General features: G+C 68.3%; 9 protein-coding genes. 3 read left to right on the forward strand and 6 right to left on the reverse strand.

Annotated elements, in window-relative coordinates; translation table 11 throughout:
* The first annotated feature begins 15 nt into the window (after positions 1-15).
* Positions 16-7,500, forward strand: coding sequence for a DUF2341 domain-containing protein (locus ACFFIO_RS06875; protein ID WP_378040852.1), 7,485 nt, complete (start codon positions 16-18; stop codon positions 7,498-7,500).
* Between the two features lie 176 nt (positions 7,501-7,676).
* On the forward strand, positions 7,677-8,135 hold the full coding sequence (locus ACFFIO_RS06880) for a GNAT family N-acetyltransferase (protein WP_378040853.1): 459 nt from the start codon (positions 7,677-7,679) through the stop codon (positions 8,133-8,135).
* Here ACFFIO_RS06880 and ACFFIO_RS06885 read toward each other — a convergent pair.
* From ACFFIO_RS06885 to ACFFIO_RS06905, 5 genes are all read right to left on the reverse strand, one after another.
* Positions 8,123-10,576, reverse strand: a complete 2,454-nt coding sequence (locus ACFFIO_RS06885) for a YhgE/Pip family protein (RefSeq protein WP_378040855.1) — start codon at positions 10,574-10,576, stop codon at positions 8,123-8,125. The two genes, ACFFIO_RS06880 and ACFFIO_RS06885, sit on opposite strands and share 13 nt — an antisense overlap.
* Positions 10,576-11,286, reverse strand: coding sequence for a TetR/AcrR family transcriptional regulator (locus ACFFIO_RS06890; protein WP_378040856.1), 711 nt, complete (start codon positions 11,284-11,286; stop codon positions 10,576-10,578). The genes ACFFIO_RS06885 and ACFFIO_RS06890 overlap by 1 nt, the downstream gene beginning before the upstream one ends.
* A 147-nt stretch (positions 11,287-11,433) precedes the next feature.
* Positions 11,434-12,093 carry a methionine ABC transporter permease gene (locus ACFFIO_RS06895; protein WP_378040892.1) on the reverse strand — a complete coding sequence of 220 codons (660 nt, stop codon included), beginning with the start codon at positions 12,091-12,093 and terminating at the stop codon, positions 11,434-11,436.
* Between the two features lie 5 nt (positions 12,094-12,098).
* Positions 12,099-13,130, reverse strand: a complete 1,032-nt coding sequence (locus ACFFIO_RS06900) for a methionine ABC transporter ATP-binding protein (RefSeq protein ID WP_378040857.1) — start codon at positions 13,128-13,130, stop codon at positions 12,099-12,101.
* A 131-nt stretch (positions 13,131-13,261) separates the two neighbouring features.
* Complete coding sequence (locus tag ACFFIO_RS06905; RefSeq protein WP_378040858.1) at positions 13,262-14,164, reverse strand: MetQ/NlpA family ABC transporter substrate-binding protein; 903 nt, start codon at positions 14,162-14,164, stop codon at positions 13,262-13,264.
* A 235-nt stretch (positions 14,165-14,399) separates the two neighbouring features.
* Here ACFFIO_RS06905 and ACFFIO_RS06910 point away from each other — a divergent pair, with 235 nt between their 5' ends.
* Positions 14,400-14,654 (forward strand): heme-binding protein, encoded by a 255-nt coding sequence (locus ACFFIO_RS06910; RefSeq protein ID WP_378040859.1) that lies wholly within the window; start codon positions 14,400-14,402, stop codon positions 14,652-14,654.
* Positions 14,655-14,778: 124 nt separating this feature from the next.
* Here the strand turns inward: ACFFIO_RS06910 and ACFFIO_RS06915 are convergent, their stop codons facing one another.
* Complete coding sequence (locus ACFFIO_RS06915) at positions 14,779-15,777, reverse strand: MDR family oxidoreductase (RefSeq protein WP_378040860.1); 999 nt, start codon at positions 15,775-15,777, stop codon at positions 14,779-14,781.
* Positions 15,778-15,916 lie beyond the last annotated feature (139 nt).

Consider the following 15,916-nt stretch of genomic DNA (forward strand, 5'->3'; position numbering starts at 1 on the left):
CATCCAATGACAGCAGTGACGCAGCCACAACGCCGGCAGAACGTCGGCAGGATCGCGATGGTCGGGGCGGTGATCGCGGCGCTGAGCGTGCCCATGATGCCGATGGCGGCCCATGCCGCGCCGGACGGTGTGGACGGCACTGGTACCTCCGCTGACCCCTACCAGCTGGACAGCCCCGAGGATCTCTTCGCGATGGCTGAGGCGATCAACAGCGACTCCGGAAGCTACGCCGCCTCGCACATTGACCTGGTCGCGGACATCGACTTGGAAGGCCAGCCGGCCTTCTCCGGCATCACCGCGTACTCCGGCACCCTGGACGGCCTCGGGAACTCGATCAGCAACATCGAGTACACCCGAGAGGGGACGGACTCGAACCACCTGGGTTTCGTCCGAGACCTCAACGGCGGCACCATCACCAACCTGACCCTGGACGGCGTCAGCGGGGACAACGGCTCCAGCACCGGCTTCGTCTCCGGCCTGGCGGTCTATTCCAAGGGCGGCACCATCACGGGCAGCTCCGTGCTCGACGCCGAGCTCGCCGCGCCGAACGGCGAGAAGGCTGGCGGCCTCGTAGCGGAAGCTGACGGCGGCACCATCACCAACAACGTCGTGCAGGGCTCGATCACGGCCAACGAGATGCCCGCCGGCATCGCCGCCTACATCAAGAACCAGACCACGGTCACGCACAACCTCGTCAGCGCGGACCTGCAGATGCTGACACCCGGTGGCGCCGAGGGCAACCGCGGCAATGACGCCGGCCTGATCGTCGCGTACCCCGGCAACCCGAACGCCAGCGTCATCTCGAACAACGTGGCCCTGGACGGATCCATCGCCTACGAGGGCAAGGTGGACGGCTTCACCGGACGCATCGTCGGCTACACCGGCTACGACGGCTGGACGGCCGAGGACAACCTGGCGAACTCGGCCATCACGATCTCCGGGGACGCGGTGACTGGTCCTGGCACCAAGAACCAGCACGGCACGGACGTAGCCGCGGCCGAACTCGCCCAGCAGGCCACCTACGAGAACCTCGGCTGGGACTTCGCCAACCACTGGTCCTTCGACGAAACCCTCGGGCACCCCGTGCCGAAGTACACGTACTCCCTCGCGGGCCAGGGCACGGAGGAATTCCCGTTCGAGGTCGGCAGCGAACACGACCTCGAGTTCCTCGCCGAACAGCTCAACAGCGAGAACCCCATCTACACCGAGGCCACCCACCTCATCCTCACCGCGGACCTCGATTTCACCGACCGTGAGGCCTTCCCCGGCATCGACCGCTTCGCCGGGACCCTGGCGGGCCAGGGTCACACCATCTCCAACCTCGACTACGCCCCCAGTGAGTCGTCGAACCGCCTCGGCCTCATCCGCGAGCTCGACGGTGGCGCCGTCCGCGACCTCAAACTCCAGGGCGTGACCGCGCAGGGCCGGCCGGCAGGCGAAGCGGACGAAGGCGACTACGTCTCTGGCGTCGCCGTGATCGCCACCGACGCGACCATTGAAGGCGTCAGCGTCGTCGACGCGGAGCTCAACGCCCCGGGCGCCGAGAAGGTCGCCGGCCTGGCCGCCGAACTCCGCGGGGAGAGCACGGTCCGCAACAACTGGGTGGACGGTGAGATCACCGCGAAGAAGATGCCGGCCGGCGTCGCCTCCTACATCCATGACGAGAGCGCGGCGCGCGAGAACATCGTCACCGCTACCCTCGAGACCCTGGCCGACGGCGGCGCGGGCACCCGGGGCATCAACGCCGGCCTGATCGTCGCGTACCCCGGCAGCGGCAACAACACCCAGATCGCCGAGAACGTCGCCCATTCGGGCGAGGTCGTCTACTCGGGCACGGTGCCCGGCTTCGCCGGCCGCATCCTCGGCTATCACCAGACCGAGGGCGACTACCGTGTGCCGGTGCTGGAGAACAACCTCGCCAACGAGGAGATCCCCGTCTCCGGTGCTGCGGTCTCCGGCACAGCCACCGGCCAGAACGGCGCGGACACCACTGCCGCCGCCCTCGGCGAGCAGGCCACCTATGAGGACCTGGGCTGGGACTTCAACGAGGACTGGTTCTTCGATGCCGAACTCGGCCACCCCGTGCCGCTCTTCATCATGGATGGGGACCGCCCCAACCGCATCACCAACACCTTCTACGGTGACTCCCAGACCCAGCGCGCCTTCACCTGGTACGCGGACCTGGGGGAGGAGGGCTCCGTGCAGGTCTCCACCTCGCGCGAGTTCGAGGATCCCGCCGTCGTGGAGGCCACCCAGCGGAACAGCCAGCACGGCGAGAACCTCTACCAGGCCGTGGCCACGGACCTGGCGGCCGATGAGCGGTACTACTATCGCGTGGGCGATCCGGGCCTGGGCATCTGGAGCGCCACCGGCACCTTCACCACGAGCGACGGTGACTCCGACTTCACCTTCCTCGACCTGACGGACACGCAGTCCCAGAACGCCGATGAGGCCGATCTGTCCGCGGACACGATCCGCAAGGCGCAGGAGACCGTCCCCGGGGCTGAGTTCCTCGTCCACAACGGTGACGTGGTGGAACAGGGTGGCCGGGAGCAGGACTGGATCGATCTGTTCGGTGCCTCGCAGGACAGCCTGCTGGACACCACCATCGCACCGGCCTCCGGCAACCATGACGAGGCGACGAACTCCTTCGTGGACCACTTCATGCTCGAGGCCCCGAACGGCCAGGACACCGCCACCGGTGCGTACTACTCGTTCGACTACAACAAGGCCCATATCTCGGTGCTCAACACCAACGAGGACGGGTCCCAAGCCGTCTCCGACGAGCAGATCGAGTGGCTCCGCCAGGACGTGAACCAGGCCCGGGAGAACGGTGCCGAATGGATCATCGTCACCATGCACAAGGGCCTCTACACCACGGCCAATCACCTCGACGACGCCGACATCATCGCGATGCGGGACCAGCTCGTGCCGGTCATCGACGAACTGGACATCGACTTGGTGCTGCAGGGCCATGACCACGTGATGAGCCGCACCAAGGTCCTGGAACACGACCCGGAGGGCGTCGAGGAAGCCGCGGTCGTCGAGACGGAGGTCATCACCGAGATCGTCAACGGCAAGCGCATCGAGTACTCGGTCAGCCCGGACGGCACCATCTACTATTTGCCCAACACGGCCGGTGCCAAGCACTACGACCAGGCCGAAACCGCCGAAGCCGGCATCGACCTCGAGGCCTACCTGCAGCTCTTCGACCGCACCGGCCGGGAGGACACCGAGAACTTCGTCTCGATTGACGTGACCGACGGCCAACTCACCGTCAACGTCTACGACATCCGTGACCAGGGGCGCCCCCGCCTGTTCGAGAGCTTCGGCATCGACCGCGAGATCGAACCGGTCGACGCGCAGATCGAGGCCCTGCCCGCAGCCGATGCCCTCACCGCCGAGGACGCGACGGCCGTGGCCGAGGTGCGCGCCGGCGTCGACGCCCTCAGCTCCGCCCAGCAAGGCGGATTGGCGAACCTTGAGGCGCTCGAGGAACGCGAGGCCCGCCTCCGCATCCTGACCGGCGCAGTGTCCACCGACGGCGAGCAGGTGGCCTGGGCCGCCACGGATGCGACCGACCGCCAGACGGTCAGCATCACCAACAGCACCCGCTCGGACTTCGAAGACTCCCCGGTCCGGCTCGAGATCGAGAACGCCGGCGAGGAGAACCCGGACCGGATCGCCTTCACCACACAGGACGGCGTCCAGCTGCCCTACGAGGTGGAGAGCTGGGACCCGAACGGCACCTCGGTCGTCTGGGTCCGGGTGCCGGAGTTGGCGGCACATGCAGCGACCACGATCTGGGCCTATTACGGCACCGATCAGGGCCAGCATGACCCGGCTGCCGTGTGGGACGAGGACTACGCCCTCGTGGAGCACTTCGGGGCCGGCGCCGGTGCAGTCGAGGCCGGCGAACCCCTCGTGGATTCGACCGGCGACAACCAGGGTGCGATCGTGGGCGATCCGCTGGAGCTGTCCGTCGAGGGCGGCGATGGCCGGGCCCAGTTCGGCGCCACCCGCCTGCAGTACCCCGGTGACGTGGGCGGCCAGCAGGATCGTATCTCGATCAGCTCGGTGGTCTCGGTGACCTCAAGCCAGCTGAACGCTCTGACCGATGACGCGCCGATCGTCGCCAAGGAATCCACGACCGAGGACGGCCAGTCCACGTTCTGGCAGGGCGTCAAGCCCGGCTCGAACGAGATCGGCACCCGGCTGCAGGGCAACAGCTACGAGTTCGACAACGCCGACCTGAAGCACAACTTCGGCTTCGATGCGGATGGCTTCGAGGCAGACGGCGAGCCGCACCTGATCACCCAGACGTACGACGGCATGACCTACAGCGTGTTCATGGACGGCCAGGAGGTCCACGCGCAGATGCTCGAGTACCGCTCGACCTTCGGTGACCCGGACGTCCTCACCACCATCGGTGACTACTTCACCAACGACGGCACCCTCGCCAGCCCCTTCTCCGGCACCATCTCGGACGTGCAGATCGCGGGCATCCCGTTCACGCCCGACTTCGAATCGTTCCGCTACAGCAACTACTTCGGTGATGCCGTGAGCTTCGGGGACCCCGTCTCCCGGGATGCCGAAGCGGTGACGCTCGCGATCGGCACGCCCACCGAGGGCACCGAGCTCGAAGCCGGGCTCACGGACGTGACCGGCACGGTCTCCCACCGCGCCGAGCTTGTCGCCACCGTGGCGGGCGAGGAAGTATTCCGTGAGGCGGTGGACGCCGGCACATTCACCGTCTCGGTGCCGGTCAACGCCCTCGGCTCCCAGGAGCTGACGATCCGTGCCGAAGCCGATGCCTCACAGTCCGAGGACTCGGTCCGGCTCGAGGTGGTGGACACCGTGGCCCCGGCCCGCCCCGAGGTGAGTGACAACTCCGCCGAGGTCTCCGGCGCGGACGCCGAAGTGGGACTCACCGTTGCCCCGGAATCGGATGACCGCGAGGCACTCGAGACCACCTTCTACTCCAACGCCACCGTGCCCCTCGGCAGTGACAACACCACGGTGCGCACCGGTTCGACCGGGGACCGGACACCGGTGGAGCTCACGCCGACGAGCGGTGAGGTCAGCGGCGAGCTGTTGCCCACCACCGTGGGTGAGGACGAGAACCCGTACCAGATCTACGAGATCGAACTCACCGAGGAGCAGGCCGGGGAATCAGAACTGCACTTCGCGTGGGCGGGTACCGGCGACGACCGCCGCGTCTCGGCCTACGTCTGGGACCATGCCGCAGACGCGTGGACCCTGAAGGACACCGGATCCAATGCTGAGGGCGAGTCCTTCGAGCTGGACATCACTGCCTCCGATGAGGACAACGCCATCTCGAGCGACAACACCGTGTCCCTGCTGGTGTGGCGCGGCCTGGCCGAGGACCCCTTCCAGGATTCCCGCGACTACACCGCCGAACCCTCGAAGGCGGACTTCGACTGGGGATTCGACCACATCCCGGACACCCAGCTCTACACCCAGGCCACGCCGCAGCTCTTCGCCGACCAGGTGGAGTACGTGGTGGACCGCGCCGAGGACCGCAACACGCAGCTGGTGGTCCACGCCGGCGACCTCGTCAACCGCGAGTACCTCTCGCAGGAATACCAGTTCAAGAACGCGGAGCAGGGCATGGGCCAGTTGGATGAGGCCGGCCTGCCGTATCTCGTCTCCTGGGGCAACCACGACTACAGCGATCCGCGGAACAACCGGGTGATGTTGCAGAAGTACTACCCGACGGAGCGATTCGAGGCCAGCCTCGAAGGCACCCCCTGGACCTTCGGGGGCAGCCATGACATCGACAACTACTACTACACGGGCGAGGTCGACGGCGCGAAACTCCTGGTGCTGACGGTCGGCTTCTTCTCGGCCGACCATGCCGAGGACCCGGGGCTCGGCTGGGCGCGGCAAGTGTTGGAGGACCACCCGGACCACAACGTGATCCTGGCCTCGCACCAGTCCGTCAACATGGGGGAGAACAGCTGGGCCAATGACCACCTCATGGACCAGCTCATCGATCCGTTCCCGAACGTGAAGCTCGTGCTCGGCGGGCACATCACCGGTACCGGAGTGGCGAGCCACATCCGGGAGGACGGTTCGGTGGTGCACGGCATCCTGACCGACTACCAGGGCCGTGTCTACGGTGGCCAGGAGTACCTGCGTCACCTGAGCGTGGACGCCGAGAACGGCATCCTGTACGCGAACACGTACTCCCCGCTGCTGGACAAGGCCACCTCGGACGGGAACTGGCGCCAGCCCATCAACCCGGACAACGTGCCCGGATTCCACGGCACCGACTCGGAGAACTTCGCGATCGAGCTTGACCTCGGTGGCAGCACCGAGCGCACCCTCGAGACCGGTTCGCTCTCGCTCGCCGTGGGTGAGCCCGTCCAGCTGGGCGATCCCCAGAACAGCGTGGGTGCAGAGAAGATCCGGATGCCGCTCACCGGCGCCGTCCCCGGCGTTGAGTACGAGTGGTACGCGGACCTTGAGGATGCCGCCGGCCACGTCACCCGCACGCCGGTGAGCACCTTCACCGTGACTGAGCAGAACGTGACGGCGCCGGGAGAACCGCGTGACGTCTCCGCCTCTGCGGAGGATGACGCTGTGACCGTGGCCTGGACCCAGCCCGAGAACGACGGCGGCGCGCCCCTCACCGCGTTCGAGGTCACCGTGGGTGACCAGACGGTCACGGTTCCCGAGGACCGGTTGTCCGTGGAGCTGGCCGGCTTCGAACCGGGGGACTACCCCGTGACGGTCCGCGCGCAGAACTCCGCCGGCTGGTCGGCGGGCTCATCCTCCGTGACGGTCACGGTGGCGGAGCCGGACGATGGAGGCGGAACCCCCTTGCCGGATGCCTCGATCACCGTCTCCGGCGACTTCGTCCCCGGTGGCAACGTGAACGTGGCCGGTTCGGGCCTCGCAGCGAACACCGGCTACACCGTGGAGCTCCGCGCTGTCGGAGACTCCGGGGAGCGCCGGGTTGATGAGGCCGGGGTCCGAGAAGTCGGCGCGACGGGCTTCCGCCTGGCTGTAGCAGTCCGGCCCGACGGCCAGCCGATCGAGCTGGGCACGGGTACCGCCGCAGCGGACGGCGCCTTCGGGCTCGACGCCGTGCTTCCACCGTCGATCCAACCGGGTGCGTACGACGTCGTGGTGGTCCAGGAGGATGCGGACGTGGCCTCGGCCAGGATCGCGGTCGCCGTCGGCTCGGACGGGCCCGGAGGTTCAGTTGGACCCGGCGGTTCGGATGGGCCGGGTAACTCTGACGGATCTGGGGATGGCGCAGACGGCGGCCCTGGTGGCGGCGCAGGCCCCGGCGGTTCAGCGGGCAACGGCGGCAACGCTGGTGACGTTGACCCCACCGAGAACCTGAACGGTGGGACGCTCGCGAACACCGGATCGAATCTCGCCTGGGCCATCGGCCTCGGCGTGCTGCTGATCCTCTTGGGAACGGCGCTCGTGATCCTGCGGCGCCGCAGGGCGCACCAGACCCAGTAGCCGCCGGCACCACCACACCCGGTGATCGCAACGATGCCAGTCACGGCACTGCCGACCTGCTGGCGGGCGGACCCCGCGTGATTGTGGACGGGAGTGCCGGCGAGGTGGTGGTCTGGGGCGCATGGCAGGGTCCGTGACATCTGGTCAGGCATCGCGTGGCGCGTTAGCCTCCGGCCATGGCCTCCGACCGTCTTGTCCCTGCCGACTTCGACCCACCCACCGAACTGGTCACCGAGGATTTCCGCCTGGAGCCCCTCGGCCCGCAGCACAATGAGGCGGATCTGGATGCGTGGATGTCCAGCGTGGAGCACATCCGGTCCACGCCCGGCTATCCGGACGGCAACTGGCCGCCGCCGGAGGGGTACTCGCTCGAGCGAAACCTCAAGGACCTGGAACGGCACGCCGCTGACTTCCCGGCGAAGAAGGGGTTCACCTACACGGTCCTGGACCCGGCGGACGGGGATGTCATCGGGTGCGTCTACCTCTACCCGCCGGACAGGGAGGGATTCGACGTCTCGGTGCAGTCCTGGGTCCGGGCGAGCCACGCCCATCTGGACGGTCAGCTGGCGGAGGCCGTCGTGGAGTGGATCGCCGCCGACTGGCCGTGGAAGCGCCCGGACCGCTACGGGCGGTGAGCCGGGCGTTTGAGCCACACAGCCACGGCCAGCATCGCCACCGCAACGCCCATCCACACGAGCATCACTGTGATGCCCTGGCCCACGCCGATGGATCCGCCGGCAATCAACGACCGGAAGGACTCCACCGCGTAGGTCATCGGCAACCAGGGGTGGATCGCCTGGAACAACGCGGGCGCGGTCTGGACGGGATAGGTGCCGCCGGCGGCGGAGAGCTGCAGCACGATCATCACCAGGGCGAAGAAGCGTCCGGGCGGGCCGAGCAGGGCGATCAGCGCCTGGTTGATGGCCATGAACGTCACCGAGGTCAGCAGGGCGAAGCCCGCCAGCCCCCAGGCATTGGCGGGGGTCAGGTCCAGGCCGAACACGATCACCGACACCATCAGCAGGGACTGCACCACGCCCATGAGCATCGGCAGGGCCGCCGAGCGCAGCATCACGCGCCACAGCGGCTTGCCGTCGGCGATCATCTGCTCGCGGACGGCCGGGCGCATCAGGAAGTAGCCCAGGGCGCCCACCCACAGGGCCAGGGCCATGAAGTACGGGGCCAGACCGTAGCCGTAGGAGGGGACCTCGTTGGTGCGCTCCATGTCCGCGCTCACCGGCAGGGCGGCCACGGAGCCGATGCTGGAGGCGTCCTCGTCTGTATAGCTCGGCACGTCCGCCGTGCCGTCCCGCAGGGAGGTGAACAACTGTCCGGATCCGCTCGAGAGTTCACCCAGGCCGGAGGCGAGTTCACGCGAACCGCTGTCCGCGGTGGCCAGGCCGGAGGACAGCTCCGAGCTGCCCGCCGCCAGTTCCTGCGCGCCGGAGGACAGCGCCGGCATCTGGGAGGCCAGCTGGCCGGCGCCGTCGCTCAGCTGCGAGGTGCCGTCGGCCAGCGTCTGCGCTCCGGTGGCCGCCGTGGAGATCCCGTCCGTCAGCGTGCCGGAGCTGTCCGCCAGCGTCTGGGCCCCCGCGGCTACCTGGTCGGCGCCGTCGGAGAGGGTGTGGATGTTGTCCGCCACTGCGGAGAGTTTGGCGGTGGCCGTGGATGCTGCGGAGGCGATCTCGTCCACGCGGTCCTGCAGGCCGGTCAGTCCCGAGCCGGAGGAGGAGTCTCCGACGATCCCGCCGAGCCCCTCGTTCACCGTGGACGCCCCGGCAGCGGCATGTTCGGCGCCGGCCGTGACCTGCCCCGCGCCGTAGGACAGCTCGGCGAGGGCGGCCTGGCGCTCCTCGTCGGTCATCGAATCGTAGGCGGCCTGCAGGTTCTCGACCCGCTCCTGCAGAGAGGACGCATCGCCCTGCACCTGCTGCACGCCGGTCACAACCGTGCCGGCGCTGTCCCGTAGTTGCTGCGCGCCGGCCACGGCGTCATCCACGCCCGAGGCGAACTGCCCGGCTCCGCCGGAGAGGCCGCTGGCCGCATCCTCCAGGACGGTGGCCCCCTGGTCCAATTGCCCGACGCCGGCGGCCACCTTCCCGGCCCCGTCCGCCAGGGTCTGGGTCTGGCTGGGCAGGGACTCGGTCTGGGACCGCATCTGGCCGAGCCCCGAGCTGAGCTGCTGCGCGCCGTCGTTCGCCGAGGAGGCGCCCTGGGCGAGTTCCTGGCTGCCGACATCGGCCGCAGCAGCACCCTTCGCGAGCTGCTGGGCCCCGCTGTCCAGGGTGACGGAGCCGTTCGCCAGCTGGTCGATGCCGACCACCAGGTCACCGGCGCCGCTCTCGGCATCCTGCGCACCCTCGGCGATCTGCCCGGCGCCGTCGGCGGCCTCCTGCATGCCGTCATGGACCTCGGTGAACCCCAGCAGCACGTTCTTCACGTACTCCTCGCCGATACCCTCGGCCACCGTGCTGGACGCGGTCTCGCCGATGGTCTTCGCGATGGTGCCCATGATGATGTTCGCGCCGTCATTGGTCTGCATGCGCAGCGTGGACTGCTCCGCGTCCGCCGCCTCGCCCGTGGACAGTCCGGCCGCGTGCGCCGAGAACTGCTCCGGGATGGTCAGCACGGCCAGCACGTCCCCGGACTCCAGGGCGGTCTGTGCCTCGGACTCATCCATGGGCTGCCAGTCCAGGTTGTCCGAGTCCTCATCCGGGTGGACCAGTTCCTCCGTGAGGTCCTCGCCCAGGTGGATGGTCTCGCCTGAGGATTCGGCCGGCTCGTCCAGGTTCACGACGGCGGCCGGCACCGCATCGAGGTGGCCCGTCGGATCCATGTTGGAACTGGTGAGCAGCCCCGAGTACAGGGACGGGATGATGGCCAGGGCCAGCAGGATCACGCCGAACCAGGCCATGGGACCGTACTTCTGGACCGCAGTTTTCCGGGGTGTCTCCGGTGCGGCGGGTGGGATGCTCTCGACCGGAGGGGCAGCGGAGGTGGCGGGGCGGGTGAAAGCCGGCCGGCCGGCGTCGTGCCTCAGGTGGTAGGTGGGCGTGGTCTTGCGGTGCTGGGCCATCAGGCGTTCCTCTTTGGGGCGGGCTGGGCTTCGCGGACCGCGGCGATCTCCTGCTCCGTGGCGCCCGAGCTGGACAGGAGCAGGGCGGAGAGGCGTTCGACCATCTCTGGGACCTCGCCGAGAGGGTCGGTGGAGGAGGCCAGCCACTGCTGCACCAGCCAGACCGTGCCGGCGGCGAGGAACTCCGCGCGCTCGGCGGCGGTGTCCGGGCCGCTGCCGCGGTGGATGATCGGGCCGAGGGGGGAGTGGGTCAGGAGTCGGTGGGAGATGTAGCGGATGAAGTCGCTGGCCACGTCGGTCGGGTTCAGGGCGAGGGCTGAGAGGTAGAAGCGGCGGCGCTCGGCCAGGTCGGTGAGCAGGGTCTGGAAGGTGTCCCGGACGAAGATGGTCCAGGTGTCTCCGAGCTCCACCGCAGGCACGCGTTCGAACGTGGCCTCCATCCGCTGCAGCGCGGCCGCGCGGACCAGGGCGGGGACGTCCTTGAAGTACTTGTAGAACGTGGGGCGGCTGACGCCGGCGCGGCGGGCGATGTCCGCGACGTTGAGGGCGGCGGGGTCGGCAGGGTCGGCGCCGCGCTGGGAGCTCTCGTCCAGCATCGCCGTGACGGCGTCCACCAAGGGTGCCAGTGACCGTCCTGGCGGGACCGGGACCGGGACCGGGGGCTGGTCCTGCTGCTGTTCGCGATGCTCCGTTGACGACTGCTCGCTCATCCGTGACTCCTGCTTCTGTGACTGACGAGAGAGAACTTTACACCTGTAAAATTCAAGTCGCCACGACGTCACCAGCCACCGTTAACGAGCCGAGCCACAGTGATCAACACTGTGGCTCGGCAGGAGGGCTGAGTGTGGACGCTCGGTCTACCGCCGCAGGATCTTGCGGGCCAGGATGTTGCCCAGGGCCTGGATGACCTGGACCACGATCACGATGATGAACAGGGCGGTCCAGGTGACCACGGGGTCGAACTGACGGTAGCCGTAGGAGACGGCGTAGTTGCCCAGGCCCTCACCGCCGATGATGCCGGCCACGGCGGACATGTCGATCAGGGCGACGATGGCGAAGGTGTAGCCCAGCACGAGCGGGCCCAGGGCCTCCGGCAGGATCACGGTGCGGACGATGCGCCAGGGGCTGGCGCCCATGGCGCGGGCCGCCTCGATCACGCCGGGATCCACGGCCATCAGGTTCTGCTCCACGAGCCGGGCGATGAAGAAGCTGGCCGCGATCGAGATGCCGAACACCACGGCGTCGGAGCCGATGCCGGTGCCCACCACCTGCCGCGCCAACGGCTGGATGGCAGCGATGAAGATGATGAACGGCACGGGCCGGAACGTGTTGACCACGATGTTGATGACCCAGAAGACGACCGGCTGCTGCATGATTCCGCCCTTGCGGGTCACGTAGAGCAGCAGGCCCAGGATGAGGCCGCAGATCCCGCCGAAGACGAGGGCGAGGGCGACGATCCACAGCATGATGCCGGTCTGCTCCAGCAGCGTCGGCATCAGCTCGGTGATCTGATCGATGATGGTCATGCGTGCACCTCCTCGACGGTGACTCCGGATCCGATGGAGGAGATCGCCTCGTCCACCGCCGCGGCGTCCCCGCGCACGGCGATCGTCAGCAGCCCGTAGACGCGGCCCTGGATGGAGTCCACGCCGCCGTACACCAGGTTGAAGTCGACGCCGGCGCGCGCCAGCGCCCCGAAGACGCGGGCCTCGGTGGCCCCCTCATCCGTGAACGAGATGGTGAAGAACCGCCCCTCGTGCTGGGCGCGCAGCTCGGTGAGCTCGTCTCCGGTGGGCAGGTTGCGCACCACGGTGCGCACGAAGCGCTTGGATGTGGCGGTCTGTGGGTTGGTGAAGACGGAGTAGGTCTCGCCGGCCTCCACCACCTGGCCGCGGTCCATCACGGCGACCTTGGTGGCGATCCGGGCGATCACGTCCATCTCGTGGGTGATGACCACGATCGTCACGCCGAGCTCCCGGTTGACCTTGGCCAGCAGGTCCAGGACCTCGTCCGTGGTCTCGGGGTCCAGGGCGGAGGTCGCCTCGTCCGCGAGCAGGATGGGCGGGTCCGCGGCCAAGGCGCGGGCGATGCCGACGCGCTGCTGCTGACCGCCGGAGAGCTGCTCCGGGAAGGCACTGGCCTTGTCCGCCAGCCCCACGAAGTCGAGCAGCTCGAGCGCCTTCCTCCTCCGCTCGGCCTTGCCCATCCCGGCGACCTCGAGCGGGTATTCCACGTTGCGGCGCACCGAGCGGGAGCTGAGCAGGTTGAAGCGCTGGAAGATCATCCCGATGCCGGTGCGCATCTGGCGCTGCCGGGCCGCGGAGAGCCGGGTGATGTCCGTCCCGTCGATCTCGATCGAGCCGGCGGTGGCCGGCTCGAGGGCGTTGATCAGCCGCACGAGGGTCGACTTCCCCGCGCCTGAGTAGCCGATGATGCCGAAGACATCACCCTTCTCGATCTCGAGGCTGACACGGTCCACCGCCACGGTCGGGGCATCACCGCGCTGCGGCGCGGGATACTCCTTGGTGACGTCCTTCAGAGCGATGTGGGGCATGGGGTGATTGTCCTGCAATTCCTTCGGTTCGGGCACCTTCTGACCGGGCACTGACGTGCCCACCACGCCCGACGCCGGCCGGCGCCTCCCAGCGGAAGGTGCCGGCCGGCGTCGGGCCCGGGGTCCGGGGATCAGCCTGCGTTGCGGAGGGCTTCCTCCGTGGTCGTGAGCGACTCCTGCAGCTCCGCCGCCGGGGTCTGCAGGAACACCGCGGAGCCGCCGGCCGACTCCTGGGCGCCGTCCAGCACGTCCTGGTTGGTCTGGTAGATCTCCACCAGCCTGTTCAGCACCTCGTTGTCCTTGTCCTCGGCCTTGGTGGCGAAGATGTTGACGTAGGGCAGGGCTGCCGGGTCCTCGGGGTCGTCCTCGGCGATGGCGTCCTCGGGGGTCAGGCCGGCGTCATTCATGAAGTCGTTGTTGACGATGGCGGCGGCGACATCCGGCAGGGAGGTCACGGTCACGGCGGCATCCAGCGCGGAGACCTGGACCTTGGACTCCTCCTCGATGATGTCCTCCGGAGTGGAGGAGGCGTTGCCGCCATCCTGGAGCGTGATCAGCCCGGCCGACTGCAGCACGAGCAGGCCGCGGGCCTGGTTCACCGTGTCATTGGGGACGATCACCGTCTCGCCCTCCTGGATCTGGTCCACCGAGTCGTACTTCTCGGAGTACAGGCCCATGGGGTAGATCGCGGTGGCGCCGATCGGCTGGATGTCATCCTCGGCGGAGACGTTGTAGTCCGCCAGGTACTGGATGTGCTGGAACTGGTTGATGTCCAGCTCGCCCTCGGCGGTGGCCGGGTTGAGCTGCGGGTACTCGGTGAAGTCCACGATCTCCAACGCGATGCCCTCGGCCTCCACGGCTTCCTCATAGGTGGTCCAGTACGGTTCGGAGGCGCCCACCACGCCGAGCTGGACCGGATTCTCCTCGGAGCCCAGTTCGGCGTCTGACTCCCCACCGCCGCAGGCGGCCAGGGCCAGGGCGCCGGCCAGGGCCAGGGCAGAGAGGGAGAGTGCGCGGTTGCGGTTGCGAGTCATGGGTGGTGCTCCTGTTGTCAAGGGGGTGGTGACCGGTTAAAGCGTAGTTTTGTGTGCGCTCCTGCCGTCATACGCCGACACACAGGATAGTTCACCGGCCTGTGGAGCCCCCGACTGCGCCTTCCGGGCGAAGGTTGCGGCTGTGTGACGTCAGGGGCCAGATCATCCTGCATTGCCAAACGCCATCACTGTGGTCAATCACTGTCGCCAGTCGCTGCGGCGGTCAATGAGCCGGGTGGCGGCTCGGACCCCGCACCGGGATCACCGCGGCGATTGCGGCCGCCACCAGCGCTGCACCGGCACCACACAGCAGGGCCACCAGGAATCCGGTCTGGCTGGGTACCGGGATGCCGCCCACCTCCTGGGTCATGGCCCCGAGCAGGGCACCGATGACGGCGGCGGTGAGGTGCTCGGGGCCGTGGGCGTCTCCGGCGGCACTGGCGAACAGGACCAGACCGTGGCCGAGGCGGGGGCAGCCGCCTTCGCCTGAATCCCTGTCGCAATTCCCCGTGATCGTGAGGATTCCTGTCGATTATCACCGGGAATCCTCACGATCGAGGGGAATCTTTGGGGGCCAGTGAGGCCTCTGCCGTCAGGACCTGCGAGCGTGACCCTCAGGCGTTGACGTCGACGACGGTGCGCCCGCGCGTGCGTCCGGCCAGGATCCGCTCCGCGTAGGGGATGGTGTCCTCCAGGCCGATCGTCGTGGTCATCTCGTCCAGCTTCTCCAGGTCCAACTCTGAGGCGAGCGCGTTCCATGCCCGTTGCCGCAGTTCCTGCGGGGCATTGACAGAGTTCGCGCCGGTGAGTGTGACGCCGCGCAGGATGAAGGGCGCGACGGAGGTCGGGAGGTCCATCCCCTGGGCGAGGCCGCACGCCGAGACGGTGCCGCCGTACCGCGTCTGCGCGATGATGTTGGCCAGGGTGGTGCTGCCGGCCACGTCGATGGCACCGGCCCACCGCTCGGACTGCAGGGGTTTGCCCAGCTCGTCGGAGAGTTCGTGTCGGTCGATCAGGTCGGCGGCGCCGAGGCTGCGGAGGTAGTCGCCTTCCTCCTCGACGCGTCCGGTGGAGGCCACCACGCGGTAGCCCCTGCCTGCCAGCAGGGACACCGCCACCGAGCCGACCCCGCCCGCGGCACCGGTCACCAGCACGTCACCGGACTCCGTGGTCACCCCCGCGTCCTCCAGGTGCAGCACGGAGATCATGGCGGTGAAGCCCGCGGTGCCGATGGCCGCGGCGCGCTCCGGGCTCAACGACTCGGGCAGCTTCACGAGGGCGTCGGGCCGGACCCGCGCTCGGGTGGCGAAACCGCCGTGGAGGGACTCGCCGATGCCATCCCCGTTGAGCACCACGGTGTCCCCGGCAGACCAGTTCGGATCCTCGGAGTGGCTCACCGTGCCGACGATGTCGATCCCCGGGATGATCGGGAAGCTCTGCAGGATTCCCCGGCCGCCACCGCTGATGGCCATGCCGTCCTTGTAGTTGTAGCTGGAGTAGAGCACGTCCAGCTCCACGGTGCCGGATTCACCGACGCCGACCAGCAGCTGGTCCTCCATCACCTCTTTGACCTCTGCCTCGGCGCCCTTGGCTGCCACGATCACTGCGCGCATGCGTCCTCCTCCGTTCGATACCGGTTGCACTTCCCCACTCACGGTACGGAGGAGCACCGCCGGACGCCATGGACCCAGGGCAGCTATCCCGCCGATCCTGACTATTCCCGGTGATCATGACCGGGAATAGTCAGGATCA

It is taken from the genome of Citricoccus parietis (assembly GCF_042433045.1).
Lineage (GTDB): Bacteria > Actinomycetota > Actinomycetes > Actinomycetales > Micrococcaceae > Citricoccus > Citricoccus parietis.